The organism is Solilutibacter silvestris (assembly GCF_002895945.1).
GTDB lineage: Bacteria > Pseudomonadota > Gammaproteobacteria > Xanthomonadales > Xanthomonadaceae > Solilutibacter > Solilutibacter silvestris.
In genome coordinates, this window is record NZ_NPZB01000001.1 from 1,130,219 (window position 1) to 1,155,171 (window position 24,953).

At 64.7% G+C, this 24,953-nt stretch carries 22 protein-coding genes; 8 read left to right on the plus strand and 14 right to left on the minus strand.

The window, feature by feature from the left end; translation table 11 throughout:
- Positions 1–4 precede the first annotated feature (4 nt).
- The 4 genes from murU to cysG form a co-directional block, all read right to left on the minus strand.
- Complete coding sequence (murU, locus tag Lysil_RS05130; RefSeq protein WP_103074443.1) at positions 5–712, minus strand: N-acetylmuramate alpha-1-phosphate uridylyltransferase MurU; 708 nt, start codon at positions 710–712, stop codon at positions 5–7.
- Positions 709–1,722, minus strand: a complete 1,014-nt coding sequence (locus Lysil_RS05135; protein WP_103074444.1) for an aminoglycoside phosphotransferase family protein — start codon at positions 1,720–1,722, stop codon at positions 709–711. The genes murU and Lysil_RS05135 overlap by 4 nt, the downstream gene beginning before the upstream one ends.
- 101 nt (positions 1,723–1,823) lie before the next feature.
- Complete coding sequence (locus Lysil_RS05140) at positions 1,824–2,072, minus strand: GlsB/YeaQ/YmgE family stress response membrane protein (RefSeq protein WP_103074445.1); 249 nt, start codon at positions 2,070–2,072, stop codon at positions 1,824–1,826.
- 102 nt (positions 2,073–2,174) lie between these two features.
- Positions 2,175–3,632: a siroheme synthase CysG gene (gene cysG / locus Lysil_RS05145; protein ID WP_240600147.1), complete on the minus strand. Its 1,458-nt coding sequence runs from the start codon at positions 3,630–3,632 to the stop codon at positions 2,175–2,177.
- A 148-nt stretch (positions 3,633–3,780) separates the two neighbouring features.
- On the opposite strand from cysG, the gene Lysil_RS05150 reads away from it, so the two are divergent.
- Positions 3,781–4,770: a LysR family transcriptional regulator gene (locus Lysil_RS05150; protein ID WP_103074447.1), complete on the plus strand. Its 990-nt coding sequence runs from the start codon at positions 3,781–3,783 to the stop codon at positions 4,768–4,770.
- Positions 4,771–4,784: 14 nt separating this feature from the next.
- Here the strand turns inward: Lysil_RS05150 and Lysil_RS05155 are convergent, their stop codons facing one another.
- Genes Lysil_RS05155 through Lysil_RS05165 form a run of 3 tightly spaced genes read right to left on the minus strand, consistent with a single transcriptional unit; the run spans position 4,785 to position 9,084 of the window.
- Positions 4,785–5,531, minus strand: coding sequence for a phosphoadenylyl-sulfate reductase (locus Lysil_RS05155; protein ID WP_103074448.1), 747 nt, complete (start codon positions 5,529–5,531; stop codon positions 4,785–4,787).
- Positions 5,528–7,234 carry an assimilatory sulfite reductase (NADPH) hemoprotein subunit gene (gene cysI / locus Lysil_RS05160; RefSeq protein WP_103074449.1) on the minus strand — a complete coding sequence of 569 codons (1,707 nt, stop codon included), beginning with the start codon at positions 7,232–7,234 and terminating at the stop codon, positions 5,528–5,530. The genes Lysil_RS05155 and cysI overlap by 4 nt, the downstream gene beginning before the upstream one ends.
- Positions 7,234–9,084 (minus strand): assimilatory sulfite reductase (NADPH) flavoprotein subunit, encoded by a 1,851-nt coding sequence (locus Lysil_RS05165; protein ID WP_103074450.1) that lies wholly within the window; start codon positions 9,082–9,084, stop codon positions 7,234–7,236. The genes cysI and Lysil_RS05165 overlap by 1 nt, the downstream gene beginning before the upstream one ends.
- A gap of 236 nt (positions 9,085–9,320) precedes the next feature.
- Here Lysil_RS05165 and cysD point away from each other — a divergent pair, with 236 nt between their 5' ends.
- The 6 genes from cysD to Lysil_RS05195 all read left to right on the plus strand — a co-directional run bounded on the left by cysD (position 9,321) and on the right by Lysil_RS05195 (position 16,087).
- Positions 9,321–10,223: a sulfate adenylyltransferase subunit CysD gene (gene cysD / locus Lysil_RS05170; RefSeq protein WP_240600298.1), complete on the plus strand. Its 903-nt coding sequence runs from the start codon at positions 9,321–9,323 to the stop codon at positions 10,221–10,223.
- Complete coding sequence (gene cysN, locus Lysil_RS05175; RefSeq protein ID WP_103074452.1) at positions 10,223–12,097, plus strand: sulfate adenylyltransferase subunit CysN; 1,875 nt, start codon at positions 10,223–10,225, stop codon at positions 12,095–12,097. The genes cysD and cysN overlap by 1 nt, the downstream gene beginning before the upstream one ends.
- A 92-nt stretch (positions 12,098–12,189) precedes the next feature.
- Positions 12,190–13,200 (plus strand): sulfate ABC transporter substrate-binding protein, encoded by a 1,011-nt coding sequence (locus tag Lysil_RS05180; RefSeq protein ID WP_103074998.1) that lies wholly within the window; start codon positions 12,190–12,192, stop codon positions 13,198–13,200.
- A 13-nt stretch (positions 13,201–13,213) separates the two neighbouring features.
- Entirely contained in the window at positions 13,214–14,083 is an 870-nt protein-coding gene (gene cysT / locus Lysil_RS05185) for a sulfate ABC transporter permease subunit CysT (protein WP_103074453.1), read from the plus strand.
- Positions 14,076–14,921, plus strand: coding sequence for a sulfate ABC transporter permease subunit CysW (gene cysW / locus Lysil_RS05190; protein WP_425477125.1), 846 nt, complete (start codon positions 14,076–14,078; stop codon positions 14,919–14,921). Before cysT ends, cysW begins: the two co-directional genes overlap by 8 nt.
- Positions 14,922–15,040: 119 nt before the next feature.
- On the plus strand, positions 15,041–16,087 hold the full coding sequence (locus Lysil_RS05195; RefSeq protein ID WP_103074999.1) for a sulfate/molybdate ABC transporter ATP-binding protein: 1,047 nt from the start codon (positions 15,041–15,043) through the stop codon (positions 16,085–16,087).
- A 343-nt stretch (positions 16,088–16,430) separates the two neighbouring features.
- Here Lysil_RS05195 and Lysil_RS05200 read toward each other — a convergent pair whose 3' ends face one another.
- On the minus strand, positions 16,431–17,936 hold the full coding sequence (locus tag Lysil_RS05200) for a M20 family metallopeptidase (RefSeq protein ID WP_103074455.1): 1,506 nt from the start codon (positions 17,934–17,936) through the stop codon (positions 16,431–16,433).
- Positions 17,937–18,225: 289 nt separating this feature from the next.
- Here Lysil_RS05200 and Lysil_RS05205 point away from each other — a divergent pair, with 289 nt between their 5' ends.
- Entirely contained in the window at positions 18,226–18,816 is a 591-nt protein-coding gene (locus Lysil_RS05205) for a HutD/Ves family protein (protein WP_165782390.1), read from the plus strand.
- Here Lysil_RS05205 and Lysil_RS05210 read toward each other — a convergent pair.
- The 6 genes from Lysil_RS05210 to sufD all read right to left on the minus strand — a co-directional run bounded on the left by Lysil_RS05210 (position 18,784) and on the right by sufD (position 24,952).
- Positions 18,784–19,404: a PepSY-associated TM helix domain-containing protein gene (locus tag Lysil_RS05210; protein WP_103074457.1), complete on the minus strand. Its 621-nt coding sequence runs from the start codon at positions 19,402–19,404 to the stop codon at positions 18,784–18,786. The genes Lysil_RS05205 and Lysil_RS05210 overlap by 33 nt on opposite strands.
- A gap of 18 nt (positions 19,405–19,422) precedes the next feature.
- A complete protein-coding gene (locus tag Lysil_RS05215; RefSeq protein WP_103074458.1) occupies positions 19,423–21,546 on the minus strand; it encodes a TonB-dependent receptor in 2,124 nt (707 codons plus the stop codon).
- Between the two features lie 133 nt (positions 21,547–21,679).
- Positions 21,680–22,015: a non-heme iron oxygenase ferredoxin subunit gene (locus tag Lysil_RS05220; RefSeq protein ID WP_103074459.1), complete on the minus strand. Its 336-nt coding sequence runs from the start codon at positions 22,013–22,015 to the stop codon at positions 21,680–21,682.
- The gene (locus Lysil_RS05225; RefSeq protein ID WP_425477126.1) at positions 22,012–22,557 is read right to left on the minus strand and encodes a GNAT family N-acetyltransferase; all 546 of its coding nucleotides are present in this window, start codon (positions 22,555–22,557) and stop codon (positions 22,012–22,014) included. The genes Lysil_RS05220 and Lysil_RS05225 overlap by 4 nt, the downstream gene beginning before the upstream one ends.
- Positions 22,554–23,777 (minus strand): cysteine desulfurase, encoded by a 1,224-nt coding sequence (locus Lysil_RS05230; protein ID WP_103074460.1) that lies wholly within the window; start codon positions 23,775–23,777, stop codon positions 22,554–22,556. Before Lysil_RS05230 ends, Lysil_RS05225 begins: the two co-directional genes overlap by 4 nt.
- On the minus strand, positions 23,774–24,952 hold the full coding sequence (gene sufD / locus Lysil_RS05235; RefSeq protein WP_103074461.1) for a Fe-S cluster assembly protein SufD: 1,179 nt from the start codon (positions 24,950–24,952) through the stop codon (positions 23,774–23,776). The genes Lysil_RS05230 and sufD overlap by 4 nt, the downstream gene beginning before the upstream one ends.
- Position 24,953: the final 1 nt, after the last annotated feature.

A 24,953-nucleotide genomic window follows, 5' to 3' on the forward strand; every position in this document is an offset into this window, starting at 1 on the left:
GTGTTCAGGGCGCGGAATTCAGCTCTTCATCCAGTGCCGCCAATCGTTCCGGCGTGCCGACATCGGTCCAGCGACCATGGTGATGTGTCGCCGTCATCGCATCGCGCGCAATCGCGGCTTTCATCAGCGGCAACAAACGAAAACGCGGCGGGGTTTCATCCGCGCCATCGGCATCGCCGACACAGTCGCGCCAACCGTCGAGAAAACCTGGGCGATAGACGCCGATGCCGGAGTAGGTGAGTTTTTCGTCCCCTGCCATCCGCACATGGCCATCGTCGGCGAGCGCGAAATCGCCCCGGGGGTGCTGTGGCGGATTGTCCACCAGCACCAGATGCGCATCGCCCGCCGGTTCGCGCGGCAGCAGGGCGAAATCGAAATCGCTCCAGACATCGCCATTGACCACGAAGAACGGCGCGTCGCCGAGCAAATGGCGCGCGTTCCACATGCCGCCGCCGGTTTCCAGCGGTCGTGCGCCTTCGTGGATGAAATGCAGGCGCAATCCCCAGCGCGAGCCGTCGCCGAGTTGTAGCGGGAACTGTTCGGCCAGCCATGACGTGTTCACCACCACGTCGCTGATGCCAAGCGCGGCGAGTTTCTCCAGATGCCATTCGATCAACATCTTGCCGCCAGCGTGCAACAGCGGTTTCGGTGTGTGGTCGGTGAGCGGACGCATGCGCTCGCCGAAACCGGCGGCGAAGATCAGTGCCTTCATCGCGGGAGATTCCCGTGCGCGGCCATGGCCGGCTTGACGCGGCGCTGGATGAAGTCGTGGAGAGGAACGAGTTGCGGATGGCGCGGCAACACGGTGTCGAGATAGGCGATGAAACGCGGCGCATCGTCGAGGTATTTCGGTTTGCCATCGCGATATTTCAGTCGCGCGAAGATGCCGAGGATCTTGAGGTGGCGATGTACGCCCATCAGGTTGACGTCGTGCAGGAAGCGTTCGATCGGTGGCAGCGGCAATCCGCTGGCGACGGCGCGGCGATGGTATTCCCGCAACCACGCCTGCACGCGTTGCTCCGGCCAGCTGATGAAGGCGTCCTTGAACAGCGAAGCGGGATCGTAGGCGATCGGGCCGGCAACCGCGCCCTGGAAGTCGATCACCGCGGGCGATTCCCCGCTCGTCGTGCGCATCAAGTTGCGTGGCATGAAGTCGCGATGCACCAGCACCTGCGCTTGCGCCAGTGCGGCATCGACCAGATGGAGAGTCGCCGCGTCGAGGAGTTCCATCTCGGCGCAGTCCAGTGTCAGCCCGAGATGGCGGATGCAGAACCATTCGTCGAACAGTCGCGGTTCCATCGACAGGCGTTCACGGTCGTAGCGCGGGAAATCCTGCGGTGGCGCGATCGCCTGCAGTTTCGCCAGTTGCACGAATGCACTCTCGAACAGGCTGTCGGCATTGGCGTCGACAAGATCGTGCAGATAGGTGTTCGTGCCAAGGTCTTCCAGCAACAGGAAACCGTGTTCGATGTCGCTGGCCAGAACTTCGGGCACGCGCACGCCACCGTGTTCCAGCAGGTCGCGGATCTCCAGCCACGGCGCCACGTCCTCCAGCCCCGGTGGCGAATCCATGACGATCCGCGTGGGCGAGGAATCGGTGCGCCAGTAGCTGCGGAAACCGGCATCGAACGAAGCGCGCTGCTGGGCGGTGTCAGTGCCGAGGACGCGTGATGTCCATGCGACGCGCTCGAGATCGCGGGGAGATAGTGTTTCATCGGTCATCCAGCCAGCTTACCGTGCGCATCCTGCGCGGGACAGGGGCCGCAATGCACAACGCCCCGGCGGACCGGGGCGTTGTCGTCTTGCAGGATTGCGAATGGATGTCAGGCGTTGCTGCTGGCCATCTTGCCGCGGATGAATTCGTAGATGAACAACAACACGATGGCGCAAACGATGGAGATGATGAATCCGATGACGCCCCCGCCGGCATAGAGCATGCTGCCGATGTAGGCACCGGCGATGCCGAGGATGATCGTGATGATCCAGCCCATCGGGTCCGCGCCGGGCTTGAAGAAGCGCGCGAGGATACCGATGACCGCGCCGATGATGATGGTGTACAGAATGTGGCCCATATCTCTGAATCCCTTTGAGTGTGGTGGGAGTGGTGCCGGCCGATCCTAGCAAGGTCCGCGTGTGGGCCGTGTTGCCCTGCGGCATGACCGCTCCGGACCGGCTCAGGCCGCTTGCGCCAAGGCCTCCAGCGGCAGGCCATGGAGCGGCGGCGCGCCGAACCAGTGCAGTCGCGTTGCCAGTGCGGCCACTTCGCCGACGAACAGGATCGCTGGTGCGGAAACACGATGGGTATTGGCGAGTTCGGGCAGTTCCGCCAGCGTGCCGACGACGACGCGCTGTCCGGCGCGGGTGCCGTTTTCGACCAGGGCCACCGGTGTCCGCGCATCGCGACCATGCGCGATCAGGCGATCGCGGATGCGCTCGAGTCCGGACACGCCCATGTAGAACGCGAGGGTTTGGCGATCCTGCGCCAGTGCCCGCCAGTCGATGCCGTCGTCCTCGTCCTTGGTATGCGCGGTGACGAAACGCACCGACTGCGCGTGCTCGCGATGGGTGAGCGGGATGCCGGCGTAGGCGCCGCAGGCGATCGCTGCGGTGATGCCGGGCGCCACCTCGAAATCTATGCCGTGCGACTGCAGCACTTCGAGTTCCTCGCCGCCGCGACCGAAGACGAAGGGATCACCGCCCTTGAGCCGCACCACGCGCTTGCCGGCCAGGGCCTGTTCCACCAGCAGGCGATGGATGCCGGATTGGGTGGCGGCGTGGTCGCCGCCGACGCGCTTGCCGACTTCGATCAGTTCGGCATCGCGACGGGCCAACGCCAGCACCTCGGCGCTGACCAGGCGATCGTGCAGGATCACGTCGGCTTCGTTGAGCAGGCGCAGCGCGCGCAACGTCAGCAATCCGGGGTCGCCGGGGCCGGCGCCGACCAGGGCGACGCGACCGCGAGATGGCGGCGCGGCATCGAGATTCGCCTGCAACGCCCGTTCCGCGCTGATGGCATCGCCACGCCGCAGCAGCGCCGGGATCGGGCCTTTAAGAATGCGATCGAAGAAGCGGCGGCGCGCGGGAAGATCGGGCAGTCGCTCGCGGATACGCGCACGCGATCGCTGCAGCAGTTCGGCGAGTGCGCCCAGCGATTCGTCGAATTGCGTTTCCAGTTGCTCGCGAATGTGGCGCGCCAGCATCGGTGCGCCACCGCCACTGGAAATCGCGATCTGCAACGGGCCGCGTTCGACGCGCGCGGGCAGGTGGATGCTCGACAGTTCGGCATCATCAACCACGTTGGCGAAGATGCGTCGTTCACTTGCTGCAGCGGCGATGGCGCGATTGGCGACGGCATCATCCGTCGCGGCGATCACCAGACAGGCATCGTCGAGCCATGCGTCGGTGAAGTTTCCGATGACCGTGTCGATGCGGCCTTCCGCGGCGAGTGCGATCAGTTCGCGATCCAGCGCTGGCGCGCCGACCACGATGCGCGCGCCGGTATCGAGCAGGGCATCGACTTTGCGCCGGGCCACGCTGCCGCCGCCGACCACCAGGACGGTGCGGCCATGCAGGTCAGCGAAGAAGGGGAACAACCGGGTGGGCATCGGGCGGATCGAGGGAGTCGGGGACATCCACCATGCGTTGTCGGGATCGGGGAAGGAAATGACGAGCGGCGTTTGGCTTATTCTGCGGAGGCATGAGCCGCGCTGGACAAGGCTGCCACGCGGGTTGTAGATTGATCCTTTCATCCGAATAAAGAGATAAAGCGGTGTCGTCGCCATGACCCTGACCCAGCTCCGCTACCTCGTCGCGATCGCCGATTCGGGCCTGAACATCACCCTGGCCGCGGAACGCGTGCACGCGACGCAGCCGGGCATGTCCAAGCAGTTGAAGCAGCTCGAGGACGAGCTCGGCTTCCTGCTGTTCGCGCGCAAGGGCCGCAGCCTGGAAGCGATCACCAGCGGCGGGGCGCAGGTACTGGTGCATGCGCGCCGACTGCTGGCCGAGGCCAGCAACATCCGCGCCTATGCCGCCAACCAGCGCAACGACGCGCACGGACGATTGGTGCTGGCGACCACCCACACGCAGGCGCGCTTCGTGCTGCCGCACGCGGTGGCGCGATTGAAGCGCAACTACCCGCAGGTGAGCGTGCACCTGATGCCGACCGCCGACAGCGAAGTGTTGAACCTGCTCGCCAGTGGCGATGCCGATTTCGCGCTGATCAGCACCGCCGGGCATGTGCCCGAGGGTGGCATCGCGGTTCCGTTGTTCCGCTGGCAGCGCAAGGTGCTGGTACCGCGCGATCATCCATTGGCATCGGCCGGAGCGCCGACGCTGGCGCAGCTCGCGGAGTTTCCGCTGGTGAGTTACGAATCGTCGATTCGCCCGGATTCGTCGCTGCGGCGCGCGTTCGCCGCGGAAGGGCTGGAACCGCAGTTGGCGATGACCGCGCGCGATGCCGATCTCATCAAGACTTATGTGCGAGCGGGCATCGGCGTCGGCTTGCTGGCCGAGATGGCGTTGACCGCCGAAGACACCGATCTGGTGGCGTTGACCGCGCCGCCGTCGATCCCCGAATGCATCGCGTGGGCAGTGTTGCCGCGCGAGCGCGTGTTGCGCGATTACGCCACCGAGTTGCTGCACGCGGTGGCGCCGCAGCTGGATCGTCGCGATGTGCGTCGCGTGCTGGAAGGCAATGTCGAAGCGGATTGGCCGACGCCGCCGACGTGGGCGGAACTGAGCGAGACGATCGCGACTTACGTCATTTAACGCGCGGCGCGCGCCTACGCCGCCGCTTGTTCGGGATCGTTCCACGCTTCGTGCAGGCCGCATTCGCGCTTGAGGCCGAAGAAGCGCGTGTCTTCCTCGCTCATGCCGTCTTCGAGGCGCCGCGTGGTGTGGATGTCGCCGATCGAGACATAGCCGTCATGCCATAGCGGGTGATAGGGCAGGTCGTGTGTTTGCAGGTAGGCCCAGACATCGCGATCGCTCCAGTCGGCGAGCGGATGCAGTTTCCAGCGGCCATCGCGGCGTTGCAGGATGTCGATGCCGGCGCGGCTGGTCGATTGCGCGCGACGGATGCCGGAAATCCAGGTGCCAGCGTCGAGCTCGTTCAAGGCGCGCTGCATCGGTTCGACCTTGCGCAGGCGGTTGTAGCGTTCGATGCCGTCGACGCCCTGTTCCCACAATTTGCCGAAACGCGCTTCCATCCATGCGACGCCGATCTGCGGGCGATAGACCTTGAGGTTGAGCGACAGCCGTTCGCCGAGTTCATCGATGAAGCGATAGGTTTCCGGGAACAGGTAGCCGGTGTCGATCAGGATCACCGGGATGTCCGGCCGCGCGCGCGTCGCCATGTGCAGCGAGACGGCCGACTGCGCGCCGAAGCTCGACGACAGCGCGTGATTGCCGGGCAGATTGGCCAACGCCCAGTCGATGCGTTCTTCGGCGGACTTGCCGGCAAGCCAGGTGTTGAGCGCTGCCAGCGCCTGCGGCGATTCGGCGGCGATGGCGGGATCGGGCGGGATCATGCGACCAGTTCCAGGTGTAATGCTTTGGCGGCGACGATGCCCGCGCGCACGAGGAAATCGCCGAAATATTCGTCGTGTTCGCGCTCGACGGCGTAACGTGCCAGCAACGGATCGAGTGCAGCGAGGATCGCGGCTTCGTCGATGTTTTCGCGATACAGCGTGTTGAGGCGTTCGCCGCGATGATCGGCGCCGAGCATCAGGTTGTAGCGTCCGGGTGCCTTGCCGACCAGCGCGATCTCGCCGAGGTACGGGCGCGAGCAGCCATTGGGGCAACCGCTGATGCGCAGGTTGATCGCTTGTCCGGCGAGTCCGTGGGCGGCGAGCAACGTCTCGAAGCGGGTGAGGAAATCCGGCAGGTAGCGTTCGGCTTCGGCCATCGCCAGGCCGCAGGTCGGCAGCGCCACGCAGGCGATGGCGTTGCGCCGCAGTGGCGATGCGGTTTCGTACAGGGCGAGTCCGTGCGCGGCGACGAGGGCATCGATGCGCGTGCGGTCGTCTTCGGGAATGTTGGCGATGACGAGATTCTGGTTCGGCGTCATCCGGAATTCGGGGGCGGCGCTTTGGTCGTGCGCGATGTCGTGCAGATGCGCGGCGATCTCGCGCAAGCCGGTGAGATGCGGTTGCTCGCGGTCCTGGATGCGCCCGGCAATGATGCGCAGGGTCAGGTGCCACAGGCCATTTTCGCCCTGCATCCAGCCGAAGCGATCACCGTTGTGGACGAAGCGGAATTCGCGTGGCGGTGCGAATACGACGCCGGAACGCTGTTCGACTTCCTGCTTGAACGCGTCGAGGCCGCGATCGTCGATGGTGTATTTCAGGCGTGCGCGCTTGCGCACGGCACGATTGCCCCAGTCGCGCTGGGTGGTGATGACGGCTTCGGCGATCACCGTGACCTGGTCGGGAGCGATGGCGCCGAGCAGGCTGCCGAGGCGCGGATAGGTTTCGGGATCGCCATGGGTCGCGCCCATGCCGCCACCGGCGGTGACGTTGTAGCCGGTGACAGCGCCGTCTTCGACGATGGCGATGAAGCCGAGATCCTGCGCGAAGACATCGACATCGTTGTGTGGCGGAATCGCGAAGCCGATCTTGAACTTGCGCGGCAGGTAGCGATCGCCGTAGATCGGCTCGTCTTCATCGCCACTGCCGGCGACGCGTTCCTCGTCCAGCCAGATTTCGTAGTAGGCGCGGGTATTCGGGCGCAGATGGGCGGAAAGCGCGGCAGCCTGTGCGTGGATGAAGACATGCGCGGCGGATTCGTGCGGATTGGCCGCGGCCATGATGTTGCGGTTGACGTCGCCGCAAGCCGCGACGGTATCGATCATCGCGGCGTTGATCGCCTGCATCGTCGCCTTGAGTTCGCGCTTGATGATGCCGTGGAACTGGAAAGCCTGGCGCGTGGTGATGCGCAGCCCGCGTTCGGCGTAGGTGGTGGCGATGCGGTCGAGCTGCAGCCATTGCTGCGGCGAGACCACGCCGCCGGGCGTGCGCGTGCGGATCATGAAACTGTAGGCGGGTTCCAGCTTCTGGCGACGGCGTTCCTCGCGGATGTCGCGATCGTCCTGCTGGTAGCTGCCGTGATACTTGATCAACGTCTGGTCGTCGTCGGCGATCGCGGCGGTGACCTGATCGGCCAGCGATTCCAGCAGCGTTCCGCGCAAGCGATGGCTGTCGCGCTTGACGTCTTCGACGGAGTGCGTGCTCATCAGTACACATCCCGGGCGTAACGGCCCTGCGTCTGCAGGTCGTTCAATGCGTCGTTGGCAGCGTCGGCGGATTTGCCGCCATGGGTGGCGATGATGTCGAGTAGTGCGGCGTGCACGTCCTTGGCCATGCGCGTGGCATCGCCGCAGACATAGAGGGATGCGCCAGACTTCAGCCAGTCGTAGAGCTCGGCGCCGCGTTCACGCAGGCGATCCTGCACATAGATCTTGTGATCCTGATCGCGCGAGAAGGCGAGATCGAGGCGATGCAGCGCGCCGGACTTCAATGCGTCCTGCCATTCGACTTGATAGAGGAAATCACTGTGTGCGTGCGGATTGCCGAAGAACAGCCAGTTGCGACCGCTGGCGCCCGATTTCGCGCGCTCCTGCACGAAGGCGCGGAACGGCGCAACGCCGGTGCCGGGCCCGATCAGGATGACATCGCGGCTGTCATCCTTTGGCAGGCGGAAACGATCGTTGTGTTCGATGAAGACCGGTATCGTGCCTTCATCGCTGCGTGCGAGGAAATTCGATGCCGTGCCCCAGCGCGGGTCGTCATCGACCATGTATTCCACGTGCGCGACGGTGAGGTGCGCTTCTTCGCCGACGGCCTTGGCACTGGAAGCGATCGAATACAGGCGCGGCGTGAGCGGGCGCAGCGTGGCGACCAGTTCATCCGCGGTCCACGTCGCCGGGAATTCGCGCAGCAGGTCGATCAGCTGGCGGTTGGCGAGGAGATCGGTCAGCGCTGCCGCGTTGTCGGGTGCGAGAATGGCATCGAACGCGGCGCTGTTCGCGCGCGCGGCGTGTTGCGTCAAGAACGGGCGCGAGAGGCGGGTGATTTCGCGCTTGGTCGACAACCATTCGCGCAACGGCAAGGCTTGCGTGTCATGTGTGATGACAGCATCGCCATCAAGTTGCAGCGTCGCGAGGAGTGCAGCGACCAGCTTCGGCGGATTCACCGGCCACACGCCGAGGGCATCGCCCGGTTCGTACTTCAGGCCGGAGCCTTCCAGCGACAGTTCGATGTGACGAATTTCCTTGTCCGACGACGGCGTGCGGTGGTTGCCGCGACCCGTGATGCACTGGTTCGCGAGGATTCCGGCGGGGAACGGGTTGTCGCGCGTGTAGGTGCTGGCGGTCTGCTGCGCATGGGGTCGCAGCGGCGTGACGGTGGCCAGCGGCACCTGCGGCTTCAGCGCGTCCTTCGCTGCGGCCAATGCGGTGATGAACCATGGCGTGGCCACGGTATCGATGTCGAGGTCGGCGTCGCCGCGCGCGAACCAGCGCGTCGCGCCGAGTTCGGACAGGCGTTCGTCGAGTTGGCGGCCGATCGCGCAGAACTGCGGATAGCTGGAATCGCCGAGGCCGAGCACGGCGTAGTGGAGATCGGGCAGTTTCGGCGCGCGCTTGCCGGCGATGAATTCGACGAAGGCGCGGGCATCATCCGAAGGATCGCCATCGCCTTGGGTGCTGACGACGACGACGAGATGACGCTCGTTCTTCAGTTCGCGCAATGGATAGGCATCGGCGCGCAACAGTCGCACGCCAAAACCGGCCCCTTCGAGTTGCGTCGAGAGTGCTTCCGCGTGGCGCTTGGCGTTGCCGGTCTGGCTGCCGTAGACGATGGTGAGCTGCGGCGCGATGACGGTTTCGATCGAAACCGTCGCGGTGGCATCGCTGGAAACGGCGGCCAATCCTGCAATGGACGAGGTGCGTCCACGCGCGACCCCGGCGGCATACCCCGACAGCCACCACAGTCCGTCGTGGTCCAGCGCGTCCGTCAGCCGCGCGAGCAGGGCGGCCTGTTCGTCGGTGATCGGCTGGAATGGTGTGATTGAGACGGCGGACATGGCAGGGCGAGGTCGGGATTGCGACAACGCAAAGACTAGGGACGGCGGCCATCCGCGCATAAGGAGCGCTGGTCATGTCGTTATGCCCTGCGTGCATTTCCCGCGCGGGGATCGCCTGTCGATACTCGTTTTCCGTCCGCGATCGCGCGGGCACCTCGATTCGTTCGCCTCTGGAACCTGCCGTGTCAGCGCAACTTGCTCTCTCTGCCAAGCCTATTGTCTCGCTGCCGCAGCCGGTGGCCGCACTCAGCCATCTCGATCGCCTCGAGGCCGAGAGCATCCACATCCTGCGCGAGGTCGCCGCCGAATTCCGCAATCCGGTGCTGTTGTATTCCGTAGGCAAGGACAGTTCGGTGTTGCTGCACCTGCTGCTCAAGGCGTTCGCGCCTGGCCGTCCGCCGATTCCGCTGCTGCATGTCGATACCGGCTGGAAATTCCGCGAGATGATCGCGTTTCGCGACCGTCGGGTCGCCGAAACCGGCGTCGAATTGCGCGTGCATACCAACCCCGAAGGCGTGGCGCGCGGCATCGGTCCGATCAGCCACGGTGCCGCTGTCCACACCGATGTGATGAAGACGCAAGGGTTGAAGCAGGCGCTGGATGCGCATGGCTTCGATGCCGCCATCGGTGGCGCCCGCCGCGACGAAGAGAAATCGCGCGCCAAGGAACGCATCTTTTCCTTCCGCAACGCGCAGCATCGCTGGGATCCGAAACAGCAGCGTCCGGAGCTGTGGTCGCTGTACAACGCGCGGATCGCCAGTGGCGAATCGGTGCGGGTGTTCCCGTTGTCGAACTGGACCGAACTCGACATCTGGCTCTACATCTATCGCGAACGGATCGAAGTGCCGTCGCTGTATCTCGCCGCCGAACGCCCGGTGGTCGAGCGCGATGGCGCGCTGATCATGGTCGATGATGAACGATTGCCGTTACGTGATGGCGAATCGCCGACGATCCGCAGCGTGCGTTTCCGGACACTCGGCTGCTATCCGCTGACCGGCGCCATCGAATCCGATGCCGATACGTTGGAAAAGGTCATCGCCGAAATGCTGGTCGCGACCACGTCGGAACGCCAGGGCCGGGTGATCGACCATGATCCATCGGCGTCGATGGAAAAAAAGAAACAGGAGGGGTACTTCTGATGGGCGTCGCCGAATACCTGCATCGCCACGAGACCAAGGGACTGCTGCGCTTCATCACCTGCGGCAGTGTCGATGATGGCAAGAGCACGCTGATCGGTCGCCTCTTGTACGACAGCAAGGGCCTGTTCGCCGACCAGTTGGCCGCGCTTGCCAGCGACAGTCGCCGTCACGGCACCCAGGGCGACGACATCGATTACGCGCTGTTGCTTGACGGACTCGCCGCCGAACGCGAGCAGGGCATCACCATCGATGTCGCTTACCGTTTCTTCGGCACCGACAAGCGCAAGTTCATCGTCGCCGATTGCCCCGGCCATGAGCAGTACACCCGCAACATGGCCACCGGCGCTTCCACCGCCGATGCCGCGGTGGTGCTGGTCGATGCGCGCAAGGGCTTGCTGGCACAGACACGACGCCACAGTTACATCGTCGCGCTGCTCGGCATCCGCAACGTGGTGTTGGCGGTCAACAAGCTCGACCTGGTGGATTACGATCGCGGCGTGTTCGAACGGATCGAACGCGATTACCGCGAATTGGCGACACAACTCGGTATCACCAATGTGCAGGCGGTGCCGTTGTCGGCGCTGAAGGGGGACAACCTGCTGCAACGCTCGCCGAAGACGCCGTGGTACCACGGCCCGATGCTGCTGGAATGGCTGGAACATGTTGATGTCGAGCCCACGCACGGTGATGCCGGTTTCCGGTTGCCGGTGCAATGGGTGAATCGTCCGCACCAGGATTTCCGCGGATTCTCCGGCACGATTTCCGCGGGACAGGTGCGACCAGGCGACGACGTGGTGGTGTTGCCATCCGGCCAGCGTTCGCGCGTGGAGCGGATCGTCGTGGCCGAAGGCGATCTCGCTGCGGCCGCAGTCGGGCAGGCGATCACGCTCACCCTCGCCGATGAAGTGGACGTCAGTCGTGGCGATGTGATCGCCGCCGCCAGCCAGCCGCCACAAGTCGCCGACCAACTCGCCGTACATCTGCTGTGGATGGGTGAAGCGCCGTTGTTGCCCGGTCGCGCCTACCTGCTCAAGTCGGGCACGCGCACCGTCAACGCCACGGTGACGGAGATCAAGCATCGCATCGACGTCAACACCCAGGCGCAACTCGCCGCACGCAATCTCGATCTCAATGAAGTCGGCGTCTGCAATCTGTCGCTCGACCAGCCGATCGCGTTCGAATCGTATTGCGACGATCGCACGCTCGGCGGTTTCATCCTGATCGATCGCTTCGACAACGCCACGGTCGCCGCCGGCACCACAGATTTCGCGCTGCGTCGCGCCGGCAACATCCATTGGCAGCATCTTGATGTCGACAAGGCGGCACGCGCGCGCAGCAAGCGCCAGACGCCGCGTTGCGTATGGTTCACCGGCGTGTCCGGCGCCGGGAAATCGGCGATCGCCAATCTCGTCGACAAGAAATTGCACGCCCTCGGCCACCACGCCTTCGTCCTGGACGGCGACAACGTCCGCCACGGACTCAATCGCGATCTCGGTTTCACCGACGAGGATCGCGTCGAGAACCAGCGTCGCGTCGCCGAGGTGGCCAAGCTGATGACCGATGCCGGCCTGATCGTGCTGGTCAGCTTCATCTCGCCGTTCCGCGCCGAACGCAAGGCGGCGCGCGAACTGTTCGCACCCGGTGAATTCATCGAAGTATTCGTGGATACGCCGCTGGATGTCGCCGAACGGCGTGACGTCAAGGGCCTGTACGCCAAGGCGCGTCGCGGCGAGCTGCCGAACTTCACCGGCATCGATTCGCCGTACCAGGCGCCTGAGCACGCCGAACTGGTGCTCGATACCGCCACTGCAAGCGCCCAGGCATTGGCTGAACAAGTCGTGGCGTGCCTGCTGGAAGGAGATTACGAAATATGAACATCCATCGTGCAAAATTCTCCCGGAATCGCGACGTCACGGACGCCACGACTACCCCGGATGTCCCATCCGATTCCGCCAAGGATTCCACGATGAACAAGATATTCCTGACCGTGTTGGCCAGCCTCATCCTGATTACCGCGACCGTCAATGCCAAGGCCAGCAGCCTGCTCAACGTGTCCTACGATCCCACGCGCGAGTTCTATGCCGACGTCAACCAGGCGTTCGCCGCGCAGTGGAAACAGCAGACGGGAGAGAGCATCGATATCCGCAGTTCCCATGGTGGTTCCGGCAAGCAGGCGCGCGCGGTGATCGACGGGCTCGAAGCCGATGTCGTCACGCTGGCGCTGGCCGCCGACATCGACGCCATCGCCGACAAGGGCAAGCTGCTGCCGTCCGACTGGCAGTCTCGTCTTCCCCACAACAGCGCGCCCTACACCTCGACCATCGTGTTCCTGGTGCGCACGGGCAACCCGAAAGCGGTCCACGACTGGAATGATCTGGTGAAGCCCGGCGTCGCCGTGATCACCCCCAATCCCAAGACCTCCGGCGGTGCGCGCTGGAACTATCTCGCGGCATGGGCCTGGGCGTCGCATCAGTATCGCGATGGCGGAAAGGTACTGGATTACCTCACGCGCCTCTACGGCAATGTGCCGGTGCTCGATACCGGCGCGCGCGGCGCCACCACCACCTTCGCCGAGCGCGGCATTGGCGATGTGCTGATCGCGTGGGAGAACGAGGCGTTGATGGCGGTGAACGAACCCGCCACGCGCGGCAAGTTCGAGATCGTGGTGCCGTCGCTGAGCATCCGCGCCGAGCCGCCGGTGGCGTGGGTCGACAAGAACATCGACAAGCATGGCACCCGCAAGCAAGCCGAAGCCTATCTGCGCTTCCTGTATTCGCCGCAGGGACAGCAACTCGCCGCCAAGCATTTCTATCGCCCGGCAGAACCGGACAAGGTGCCGGCGGCGACGCTCGCACGGTTTCCCAAAGTGACGCAAGTGACCATCGACAACGCCTTCGGTGGCTGGAAGAAAGCACAGGCACAGCATTTCGCCGATGGTGGATTCTTCGACCAGATCAACGCCAAGCGCGCGCATTGACGACAATGCTTCGATGAACGCGCCAGCCCTGTCCATTCCGCAACTCGCGCCACGTCGGCGGCGGCCATTGCCCGGCTTCGGCCTCAGCCTCGGCCTCGGCATGGCATGGCTCGGCGTGGTCGTGCTGCTGCCGTTGCTGGCGCTGGTGTGGCAAGCGCTGGGGCTCGGCACGGCGGGCTGGCTGCGCGCGATCCATGATCCGCGCGTGCAATCGGCGTTGAAGCTCAGTTTTGCCACGTCTCTGCTGGCGTCGTTGTTCGCGCTGATGGCCGGCGCACTGGTGGCGTGGGTGCTGGTGCGCTATCGCTTCCCCGGACGGCGCCTGCTGGATGCCCTGGTCGACCTGCCGTTCGCGTTGCCGACGGCGGTCGCGGGCATTGCGCTCACCGCGATCTATTCGAGCAACGGCTGGATCGGCCGGATCATTGAGCCGCTGGGATTGAAGATCGCCTACACCTGGATCGGGATTGTCATCGCGCTGGTGTTCATCGGCCTGCCATTCGCGGTGCGCACCGTGCAACCCGTACTGGAAACGCTGGGACGCGAGCAGGAGGACGCGGCGATTTCGCTCGGTGCGTCGCGTTTCACCACGTTGCGACGGGTGATCCTGCCGGAGCTGCTGCCGGCCTTGCTCACCGGTTTCTCGCTGGCGTTCGCGCGGGCGTTGGGCGAGTACGGCTCGGTGATTTTCATCGCTGGCAACAAGCCGTATTCGACCGAAATTGCGCCGTTGCTCATCACCATCCGGCTGGAGGAATACGACGTCGACGGCGCGATCGCGATCGCGGCCTTGCTGCTGGCGGCGTCGTTCGCATGCCTGCTGCTGATCAATGCGATTCCGTCGCTGTCCGCGTATGCGCGCGCGAGACGTCGCCATGCATGACGCCCTGCGCGAACCGCGTTGGTTGCGCCTGGCGCTGATTGCCTTGGCCGTCCTGATCCTGGTCGGCCTGGTGGTATTGCCGTTGCTGATGGTGCTCGCCGCAGCATTCGGCGATGGCTTCCGTGCGTGGTGGTCGGCGCTGGTCGAACCGGATGCCGTCGCCGCGCTCAAGCTGACGCTGTTCACGGCGGCGGTGGTGATCCCGGTCAACGCGGTGTTCGGCACGCTGATGGCTTGGGCGATGGCGCGTTTCGAATTCACCGGCAAGCGCGTGTTGTTGACGCTGATCGACCTGCCGTTCGCCGTCTCGCCGGTGGTGGCGGGCCTGTGCCTGGTGCTGCTGTTCAGTACCACCCACGGCTGGTTCGCATCGTTGCTTGAACACTTCGACATCAAGATCCTGTTCGCGCGGCCCGGCATCGTGCTGGCGACGTTGTTCATCACCTTCCCGTTCGTGGTGCGCGAGCTGATCCCGCTGATGGAGCAACAGGGCAGCGACGAAGAACTGGCGGCGCGTTCGCTGGGGGCTGGCGCGTGGACGATGTTTCGTCGTGTGACCCTGCCCAACATCAAATGGGGACTGCTCTACGGCGTATTGCTGTGCAGTGCGCGGGCGATGGGCGAATTCGGCGCGGTTTCGGTGGTGTCCGGCCATATCCGCGGACTCACCAACACGCTGCCGTTGCACATCGAAATCCTCTACAACGAATTCAACGGCACCGCGGCGTTCGCGGCGGCATCGTTGCTGAGCGGATTGGCGCTGGTGACCTTGCTGGCGAAATTCTGGCTGGAATCGAGCCATGGCGACGCGCTGGCCAGTACGCACAGAAGGCATTGAAATTGAACATGAACGCCGCACGATTTGATCGCACCCAGGCCGTGAAGCACGACGCCGGAGCCGAATGGCATCATCGGCAAACGGTGACCCACCATGAAGCGGTCGCGACGAGGCAGGGCATGGATCTACACATTCGCCAACTCGGCAAGCGCTTCGGCAATGCAACCGCGCTGGATGCGGTCGATCTCGATATCGCCTCCGGCGAACTGGTCGCGTTGCTGGGGCCGTCCGGTTCCGGCAAGACCACGCTGCTGCGGGTGATCGCTGGCCTGCTGGATGCCGATGCCGGGCAGGTGTTGTTCGGCGATGTCGATGCCACGCGCCTGAGCCTGCGTCAGCGCAATGTCGGTTTCGTGTTCCAGCATTACGCGTTGTTCCGCCACATGACGGTTGCTGAGAACATCGCCTTCGGCTTGCGCAGTCGCCCGCGTTCGCGGCGTCCGGACAAGGCGACGATCCTGAGTCGCGTCGACGAGCTGTTGCAATTGATCCAGCTGGGCGAACTTGGCGGACGCTATCCCGAACAGTTGTCGGGCGGTCAGCGCCAGCGCGTGGCGTTGGCGCGTGCGTTGGCGATCGATCCGACGTTGTTGCTGCTCGATGAACCGTTCGGTGCGCTCGATGCCAAGGTCCGCGTCGATCTGCGACGCTGGCTGCGCACGCTGCATGAGCAGACCGGGCAGACCACGCTGTTCGTCACCCATGACCAGGAAGAAGCGCTGGAACTCGCCGATCGCGTGGTGGTGTTGCGCGAGGGGCGGATCGAGCAGGTCGGCACGCCACATGAAATCTACAGTGCGCCGGCATCGGAATATGTCTTCGATTTCATCGGCCGCGCCAATGTGCTGGAAGGGCGCGTGATCGACGGGCGCTTCCGCAGCGATGGCCATGGTTTCGATGCGCCGACCGATGTCGCGGCGGGGCATGCGCGCCTGTACGTGCGGCCGCACGATCTGGCGATCGTCGATGCAGCATCGGGTATTCCGGCGAAGGTGCTGGCGACGCATTTGCGATCAGGACGCATCACTGTTGAGGCGCAGGTGGAATCACAGGCGCGGTTGCTGGAACTCGATCTGGCCGCAACGCCCGATGCCGACGTTCCTGCAGTGGGTGCGACGATCGGCGTGTTGCCGCGCGCGTGGCGGATTTATCCGTCGGAGCGATGACGCTCGCGCGGGCTGAGGTAGCCTGAGCTCATCGCACGCGCTGGCTGGCGTGTGTGACCAGCTCCAATGCGCGGGACGCCGTGAATACATCCATGTAGGCTCGACTCGGCATCCATGCCTCGTATGCCCGCGCATCGGACTGGCGCACCCACTTGCCGCGCGCGTGTTGTTGCGACTCGAGAGAGCAACAACACGCGTGTGTTGCGACCCCATCGCAGCGACGAAACACTCCCCGCCCGGCAGCGCCTGCGCGGTGGGTCCCTATGGCCGACCATTCCGCCGCATGGATGCGGCGGCTCCCTCATGCCATTCGGGATGACAGTGACAGCCAGCACGTGCTAGCTCAACAGCACCCATGATCCCCGTTCCGCTGCCCGCTATCCGGCGCAACCGCACTGCCAGAAGTCTCGCCACGCAAGCTCGCAACGTAATGCGCGGCCACCACCTGCGCCACGCATGCCGTCACGCCCTTGCCCATCGGAATGTGCAGGAACTCGTTGGGACCGTGCGCGTTTGAATGCGGGCCGAGCACGCCGGTGATCATGAACTGCGCGCCGGGGAATTTCTCGCCGAGCATGCCCATGAACGGGATCGATCCACCTTCCCCCATGTACATCGCCGGCTTGCCGAAACTGGCCTCGCTGGCGTCATCGATCGCGCGTTCCAGCCATGGCGCCAACGCCGGTGCGTTCCAGCCCGCCGATGACTTCTCCAACTCGAAACTCACCTTCGCGCCATTCGGCGCATCCTTCAGCAACGTATCGCGCAGCAGGTTGCCGGCGGTCGTGCCATCCAGCGTCGGCGGCAGGCGCAGCGACAACTTCACCGCGGTGAACGGACGCAGCACATTGCCCGCCGACGACAGCGCCGGCATGCCATCGACGCCGGTGATCGACAACGCCGGACGCCAGGTGCGATTGAGCACGCGCTCGGTATTGTCGGCGCCCATCGGCACCATCCCTTCCATCAACGGGAACTTGTTCCACACTTCGTCGCCCAGCACTTCGGCGACTTTCGCGGCCTGCGCCATGCGTTCGGCAGGAATCTCGACGAACAGGCCATCGAGCTTGATCTGGCCGGTTTTCTCGTCATCGACGCGATCGAGCAATTCGCGCAGGATGCGGAAACTCGACGGCACGATGCCCGACGCATCGCCGGAGTGCACGCCTTCGTGCAGCACATCCACGCGCAGGTTGCCGCCGGCGAGTCCACGCAGCGACGTCGTGCACCACAGTTGATCGTAGTTGCCGCAGCCGGAATCGAGGCAGACCACCAGCGACGGCTTGCCGATGCGCGGTGCAAGATGATCGACGTAGGCGGGCAGGTCGTAACTGCCGGATTCCTCGCAAGCCTCGATCATCACCACGCAACGCGCGTGCGGCACATTCTGTTCGCGCAGCGCGAGGATCGCCGTGAGCGAACCGAAGATCGCGTAGCCGTCGTCGGCACCACCGCGGCCGTACAGGCGATCACCCTTCAGCACCGGCTTCCACGGGCCAAGATCATCGTCCCAGCCGGTCATTTCCGGTTGCTTGTCGAGATGGCCGTACAGCAGCACGCAATCGTCGCCACTGCTTCGTCCCTCATTTTCCCCCTGCGCCGGGATGTCGAGGAAGATCAGCGGCGTGCGGCCTTCCAGTCGCACCACTTCGACCTGCATGCCAGGAATCGTCTGCGCCTTCGCCCAGGTTTCCATCAGCGCAACCGCCTGATCCATGTAGCCATGTGCCTGCCAGTCGGCGTCGAACATCGGCGACTTGTTGGGGATGGCGATATAGCGCACCAGCTGCGGCACGATCTCCGCGTCCCACTTGTGGCCGACGAAAGCCTTCAATTTGGCGATATCCACGCGCTGCTCCGGTGCGAAAACCCCATTTTAGCGCTGCAGCCGTGATGTCGGATTTTTCTGACCTCACGGCGCGCATCCCGCCGACAGACGGCAGGCCCCGGCAGGCCGACACTTGCTTGCACAGGCGGGGAGAGCAGCGCGCCGGATGCCGGGAGTGGGCAAGCGGCGCGCGGAGCGGGCAGGGACGCCCGATGATCGAGATGGGGGGAGGACACGGAGGTCAAGTCGCTCGGCCGCATTGGGAGGTGCGGTCGGGCGATGTTTTCCGGCGTGGCACTACACTGGCGCGATGGCCATGCGCATTCTCAGGTTCGATGACAGCAGGCGCCAGCCGTGGGCCAATGGCGCCGGCAGCACGCGCGAATTGCTGCAATGGCCGGGTGATGGCCAACCGTGGCAATGGCGACTATCGATCGCCGATGTCGATCGCGATGCACCGTTCTCGAACTTCCCTGGTGTCGATCGCGTCATCGTGCTGTTGAGTGGCGACGGCTTGATCCTGCGGTTTGCCGATGACCGCGAAGAACGCCTGGACACTCCGTACGCGTTCGCGCGTTTTCCCGGCGAGGCGCGGTTGTCCGGAGGTCCGCTCGACGCGCCGACCACCGATTTCAACCTGATGTGGCAGCGCGATCGTTTCGATGCCGAACTGTGGGTGCGACCGATGGTGGGATCGATCCAGTTGTTCGCCGCGTCCGGCGAAACCTGGGCGCTGCATGTCGCCGCCGGCCATGTCGATGGTGGCGATGGCCTGCATCTCGATGCCGGTGACACCCTTGTCGTCAGCGCTGATGACAGCCCGCACCATCTGCGCCTCGATGGCGCAGGGACCGCATTGCTGGTGCGCTTACAGGAACGCCAGCACGATCGCCGAGCCTGATGCCACCGCCGCCAGCGCGAACACGCTGAGCACCATTTCCTTTGCGCCGCGTCCGCGCGCCCACATCCACAGGCCGGTCAGTGCCAGCAGGATCATCGCGATCGCGTAGCTGTCCACCAGCAAGCGCCACCACGTGCCGCCCAATCCTTTGTGCAACTTGGTGAACACTGCGAGCGTCGAGCTGTTCGTCCACTTCACATCGATGGCGTCGCTACCGACCACGTATTCCGCGCTCCAGCTGTTGCGCGCGCTGCCGCCGGAGAAATTCCACTTCGCTGGCCCCTCCGGCTTGCCGTCGACGCCCGGCTTCGGCTTGCGGATCATGTCGGCGTCGAGGCCGCGCGCCTGCCGCAGCCACGTCGACAGCGCTTCCGGTGACGTCCGCACTTCAGCCGGTGCAACGAGTTGTTCCTTGCGCACTGGCTCGGTCTTGCCCTGCGGCCAGGCGTTGTCGCCGATGCGATGGTTCAACAGCAATCCGGTCGATCCGAACAGCAATGCGGCGATCGCGCCCCAGGCGCCGACCCACAGGTGGATCTGACGGATCCAGCGGTAGGTGCGGTGGTGGCTCAGGGGCTTTTTCGTCATGGATCAAAATTCCTTGGATCAGAAGGCGAAGCGGGCGGTCAGGACCGCTGCACGCGGCGAACCGGGCGAGATGTTCTGGTTGCTGTTGGCGCTGACGAAATAGCGGGTATTGAACAGGTTTTCGACATTGAGCTGCAAGTCGATGGATTTCGTCGCCGCGAAATAGACCGCGGCATCCCAGCGCGTGTAGGCGGGAATGCGCACCGCATTGTCCGCCGCGGCATAGATGCTGCCACGGTGGATCGCGCCGAGGCCGACGCCGAAACGCGAAGTGAAATCGTAGCGGTTCCACAAGGATGCGCTGTGCCTCGGCAATTGCGGCAGGCGGTTGCCCTGTGGAACGCTGGCAGATTGCGTTGCGAGGTAGCTGCCGTTCTGGAAGGCGTACCCGCCCAGCATCTGCCAATGCCGGGTGATGCGTCCGGCGAGCCCGAGCTCGACGCCGCTCGAACGCTGGCCGTTCACCAACAGGCTGCGGGTGGGATCGCTCGGGTCGGGGATGGCGACGTTGCGGCGATCCAGTCGGTACGTGGCCGCGGTCAGCGCGATCTTGCCGGCGATGTCCCACTTGAAGCCGACTTCGCGATTCACGAACTTCTCCGGCAACAGCGCTTGCGTGCTCGCCGTCAGCGACGACAGCTGGTCACCCGAGCGCGGCTGCCACGCCACGCTGTAGCTGGCGTAGATCGAGGTGTTTCCGCTGGGCTTGAACACCAGTCCCGCGCGCGGCGAGCGCAGGCTGTTGCTGATGGCGTAGGTATTGCCGGTCAGGTGGTCGTTCATGCGCACGTCGAACCAGTCGTTGCGCAGGCCGGCGATGGCGATCCAGCGCGTGCCCAGCGCGATCTGGTCCTGCACGTACAGGGCACGCACGTTCGCGCCACTGTCGCTGTCGGCGCTGGTGAGCGGATAGGTGACGATGCCGTTGTAACGCGGCGCGGACAGGGGCACCCAGACGTTTGCCAGCGTGCCGAAACGGCCCTGTTCGGTGCGGCTGCGATTGTCCTGGTGGCCGAATTCGGCGCCGACCAGCAAGGTGTGGCGGATATCGCCGTCGCCGAGTTTCGCGATCAGATCGGTCTGGTTGAACAGGTTGCGGCGCGTGCCGAAGCTGCGATACGCCTGCAGCATCACCTGCGGATTGTCCAGTGCATCGAAGCGCGTGCCGTTGCCGAACACGTTCTGGTAGGACTTGTCATAGTCGGCGGTGCGGGTGTGGTTGCGCAGTTCGACCCGATCATTGAAACGATGATCGATGGCGATGTCGAAGCTGTTGGCGCGCGCGCGGACCGGGCTTTGTTCGGCGTTGCCGATGAAGGTCGCCGGATCGACATCGATCGGCTTGCCCTGCCACGAGGTCACGCCGCGATCGGCCACGCGTTCGTCGCGGAAGTACTCGAAGCCAATGTCGATCGTGGTGCCATGGCCGCTATCAAGATGCACGGTCGGGTGGATGGCGCGCTTCGACTGCGAATACCCGTCGCGGAAGTTGCCGCCGTCGTCGTACAGTGCATTGAGGCGGAAACCGTTGGCATTCCCGGCACTGCGCAGGATCGGCGCCTGCCAGTCGAAGGTGGCGCGCTTGCGATCGGAGCTGCCGTATTGCAAGGACAATTCGCCGCCCGAAGAACCATCCGCGGTCTTCATGATGCGGTTGATCACCCCGCCGCTGCCACCGCGGCCGAACACCAGTGCGTTGGCGCCCTTGAGCGCTTCGACGCGATCGACGTCATACAGATCGCGGATGTACTGCACGTCATCGCGCACGCCGTCGACGAAGAAATCGCCGGTAGTGCTGTTGCCGCGCAGGATCGCGGTGTCGCGATTGCCTTCGCCCTGCGCCACGCCGACGCCGGGCATGTAGCGCAAGGCATCGGTGAGGCCGGACATCGCCTGATCCTTCACCAGTTCCTGCGTCACCACCGAGACCGATTGCGGCACGTCCACCAGTGGGGTGTCGGTGCGGGTGGCGCTGCGAGTGCTGCCGGTGGTGTAGCGCGGCACATAACGGCTGCCGGTGACGACGACGCGGTCGAGTTGCCTGGCATCGGCGGGGGCGGCGGTTTCAGCGGCATTGGCAATGGAGAGGCAGCAGGAGATCGCGAGCGCCAGCGAAGCTGGCACGGGATGAGAGAGGTGCATTGAGGTGGATCCTGGTCGGGATAAGGACGGCGTAGGCCGTGACCAGATATTAAACGATAACGATTATCATTTGCAACAACGATGATGGATGCGCGCCCGATACCGGGTGGGGCTGCAACAAGGGCATGCTCGATCAGCGATGGTCGCGCGTCCACACCGCGCCATCGACCACCTGCACCGGGAAGGTGGCGACCGGGACGTAGGCGGGCGGGCACAACACGTCGCCATTGCGCAGGTCGAACTTCGCACCATGCAGCACGCATTCGATGCTGCCGTCTTTCTGGTTCACTTCGCCAGCAGAGAGATCGAAGTCTTCGTGGGTGCAACGGTCTTCGACCGCGTAATAGTCGCCATCGAGATTGACGACGAGGATCGGCGTGTCGCCAGCCCAGACGGTGCGTTTTTCGCCCGGCAACAACTCGCCCTCGCTGCAAACGAACTCCCACCCGTCGAGAGGGCTACCGCTCACAACGATTTCTCCAGCACTTCGAAGCGCAGGTCGTCGCGCTTGGGCAGGCCGAAGCGCGCATCGCCATAGGGGAAGGGTTTGTATATTCCGGTGCGGCGATAGCCACGGCGTTCGTAGAAGGCGATCAGTTCGTCGCGGACGTCGATCACCGTCATCCGCATCGTCGGCAGCGACCAGTCTTCGCGCGCGACGCGTTCGGCTTCCGCCAGCACGTCCTTGCCGACACCACCACCTTGCAGGTCCGGGCGCACCGCGAACATGCCGAAATAGCCGGCGCCGTCTTCTTTGGCGACATGCGCGCAGGCCAGCAGTTCGCCGCCACGTTCGGCGATGAGGATGCGGCTGAACGGACGATCGAGGTCGACCCGGATGCGGTCGCCATCGATGCGCAGGCCATCGAGCAGGTCGGCTTCGGTGGTCCAGCCGACGCGGCTGGCATCGCCGCGATAGGCGGACGTCACCAGATCGACCAGCGCGGGGATGTCATTGGCATCAGCGGCGCGGAAACGGATCGAATGCACTTCGACGGGATTGGCGGTCATGCGAGGAGTGTCCGAACCTTGCGCAGGGCGGCGGCGAAGCGGTCGATTTCGTCTTTCGTGTTGTAGAACGCGAACGAGGCGCGGCAGGTCGCCGAGACGCCGAGCGATTGCAGCAGCGGATGCGCGCAATGCTGGCCGGAACGCACGGCGATGCCTTCGATGTCGAGCAGGGTGGCGAGATCGTGCGCGTGCGCGCCTTCGACCACGAAGGAGATGATCGCGGCCTTGCCCGGCGCGGTGCCGATGATGCGCAGGCCGGGGATATCCGAGAGGACCTTGGTCGCGTAGGCGAGCAGCTCGCTTTCGCGGGCGTGGATCGTGTCCATGCCGATCGCTTGCAAGTAGTCGACTGCGGCGCCGAGTCCGACGAACCCGGCGATATTCGGCGTGCCGGCCTCGAACTTGCGCGGCACGTCGTTGAACACGGTGCCGTCGAAGCTCACTTCCTTGATCATCTCGCCGCCGCCGAGGAACGGCGGCATCGCTTCGAGCAATTCCTTGCGCGCCCACAGCGCGCCGGTGCCGGTCGGGCCACACAGCTTGTGACCGGTGAAGGCGTAGAAATCGCAACCGATGGCCGGGATGTCGACTGCCATGTGCGGCACTGCCTGCGAGCCGTCGACCACGGTGACGATGCCGCGCTTGCGTGCTTCCTTGCAAATCTCGCGGACTGGATTCACCGTGCCGAGCACATTGCTGACGTGGGCCACGCCGAGCAATTTCACGTCGGGCGTCATCGCTGCGTACAAGGCATCGAGATCGAGCGAGCCATCGGGTCGCAGGTTGGCGACCTTGATGGTTGCGCCGGTGCGTTCCGCCACCAGCTGCCATGGCACGATGTTGGCGTGATGCTCCATGCGCGTGAGCAGGATGGTGTCGCCGGCTTTCAGCTTCGGCAGCGCCCACGAATACGCGATCAGGTTCATTGCGAAAGTGGTGCCGCTGCACAGCACCAGTTCGTCGGCGCGGACGTTGAGGAAGCGCGCCAACTTGCCGCGCGCGCCCTCGTAGGCCTCGGTCGCTTCGCTGCCGAGCGTGTGCACGGCGCGGCTGACGTTGGCGTTGTGGTGGCGATAGAAATCGTCGACCGCCGCGATCACCTGTTCGGGCTTTTGCGAGGTGTTGGCGGAATCGAAATAGATCAGCGGCTTGCCGTTCACCTCGCGGGTGAGCAGCGGGAAATCGCCGCGAATGGCCGACCAGTCGGGTGTGGCGCTCATGCGTCGTGTTCCGGGTTGAGCCGTTGCAGGGCCGAAGACAAGCGCTGTTCGAGCAGCCCACGCACCGCATCGTCGTCGACTTGCGACAGCAGCGATTGCACGAAGGCGGTCGTCAGCATTCGCCGCGCCTGCGTTTCCGGCAGGCCGCGCGAACGCAGGTAGAACAAGGCATTCGTATCGAGCTGGCCGACCGTGGCGCCGTGCGCGGCCTTCACTTCATCGGCGTGGATGACGAGCACCGGCTGGGTGTCGATCTCGGCATTGTCGGACAAAAGGAGGTTGCGATTGGAGAGTCGCGCGTCGCTGCCATCGGCGCCGGCGTCGATGCGAATGCCACCGTGCATGACCACGCGCGAACGATCCGCCGCCAGCCCACGCCATTGCAGATCGCTGCGGGTGTCGCGCGCCGCGTGCACCACCTGCATCCGCGTTTCGACGTGGCGCTTGCCGCTGCCAAGCAGCGCGCCATGCGCGGCGGTGGTGGCTTCGGTGCCATCGAGCTGGATGTGCAACTCGTGACGGCTCAATGCCGCGCCGAGTTCGAGGTCGAAGCGCGCGTAATGTGCCTTTGCAGCGACGGTGACTTCTGTGTGGAGGAAACGGGTGGCGCCGTCGGGATCATCGACGATGCGCGCGTGCTGCATCGACGCGCCTGGCGCCAGGTTGATCGATGTGGCGCCATTGGCGAAGTGCGAATGCGTGCCGTCGTGGCCCTGGTATTCGATCAACGCCAGATTGGCGTGTTCGCCGAGGGTGATGCGCAAATGCTGGTGCCACAGTTCGGCGTCGGTGGTCGCCAGGCCCAGTTCGACGATGTGCAGGCGTGCGGTGCTGGCAGGCGCGAGCGTGATTTCCGTTGCCGGTTGCGCGAGTGCGCTGCGCGCGAACGCGGATGTGCGCACACCAATCGAATCGTCCGCTGGCGTCGCATGCTCGATGGTGATGCCCGCGGCGAGGCCGGACAGGTCGCACAGTGTTTCATCAACACGACCGTGGACGAACACCAGTCGCGGCGCAGGGATGTCGGCGAGCAGTTGCGACGATGCGGCAGGGCGCGTGGCCGCGGCGAACGCGCGTCGTTCCAGTGCGCGCAACGGCATGCTGCGCCAAGCTTCCTCGCGCGCAGTTGGCAGCATCGAGGCATCGACGCCGAAGGAGTCGGACAGTGCGCTCATC

Bases quoted from the DNA above. Each gene is read 5' to 3' on its own strand.
- Lysil_RS05140 (WP_103074445.1), bottom strand. From the start codon at position 2,072: ATGGGCCACATTCTGTACACCATCATCATCGGCGCGGTCATCGGTATC.
- Lysil_RS05195 (WP_103074999.1), top strand. From the start codon at position 15,041: ATGGATCTACACATTCGCCAACTCGGCAAGCGCTTCGGCAATGCAACC.
- cysW (WP_425477125.1), top strand. From the start codon at position 14,076: ATGCATGACGCCCTGCGCGAACCGCGTTGGTTGCGCCTGGCGCTGATT.
- Lysil_RS05205 (WP_165782390.1), top strand. From the start codon at position 18,226: ATGGCCATGCGCATTCTCAGGTTCGATGACAGCAGGCGCCAGCCGTGG.
- Lysil_RS05215 (WP_103074458.1), bottom strand. From the start codon at position 21,546: ATGCACCTCTCTCATCCCGTGCCAGCTTCGCTGGCGCTCGCGATCTCC.
- cysG (WP_240600147.1), bottom strand. From the start codon at position 3,632: ATGTCCCCGACTCCCTCGATCCGCCCGATGCCCACCCGGTTGTTCCCC.
- sufD (WP_103074461.1), bottom strand. From the start codon at position 24,952: ATGAGCGCACTGTCCGACTCCTTCGGCGTCGATGCCTCGATGCTGCCA.
- Lysil_RS05135 (WP_103074444.1), bottom strand. From the start codon at position 1,722: ATGACCGATGAAACACTATCTCCCCGCGATCTCGAGCGCGTCGCATGG.
- Lysil_RS05225 (WP_425477126.1), bottom strand. From the start codon at position 22,557: ATGACCGCCAATCCCGTCGAAGTGCATTCGATCCGTTTCCGCGCCGCT.
- cysN (WP_103074452.1), top strand. From the start codon at position 10,223: ATGGGCGTCGCCGAATACCTGCATCGCCACGAGACCAAGGGACTGCTG.
- cysT (WP_103074453.1), top strand. From the start codon at position 13,214: ATGAACGCGCCAGCCCTGTCCATTCCGCAACTCGCGCCACGTCGGCGG.
- Lysil_RS05210 (WP_103074457.1), bottom strand. From the start codon at position 19,404: ATGACGAAAAAGCCCCTGAGCCACCACCGCACCTACCGCTGGATCCGT.
- Lysil_RS05165 (WP_103074450.1), bottom strand. From the start codon at position 9,084: ATGTCCGCCGTCTCAATCACACCATTCCAGCCGATCACCGACGAACAG.
- Lysil_RS05155 (WP_103074448.1), bottom strand. From the start codon at position 5,531: ATGATCCCGCCCGATCCCGCCATCGCCGCCGAATCGCCGCAGGCGCTG.
- Lysil_RS05150 (WP_103074447.1), top strand. From the start codon at position 3,781: ATGACCCTGACCCAGCTCCGCTACCTCGTCGCGATCGCCGATTCGGGC.
- murU (WP_103074443.1), bottom strand. From the start codon at position 712: ATGAAGGCACTGATCTTCGCCGCCGGTTTCGGCGAGCGCATGCGTCCG.
- Lysil_RS05230 (WP_103074460.1), bottom strand. From the start codon at position 23,777: ATGAGCGCCACACCCGACTGGTCGGCCATTCGCGGCGATTTCCCGCTG.
- cysI (WP_103074449.1), bottom strand. From the start codon at position 7,234: ATGAGCACGCACTCCGTCGAAGACGTCAAGCGCGACAGCCATCGCTTG.
- Lysil_RS05180 (WP_103074998.1), top strand. From the start codon at position 12,190: ATGAACAAGATATTCCTGACCGTGTTGGCCAGCCTCATCCTGATTACC.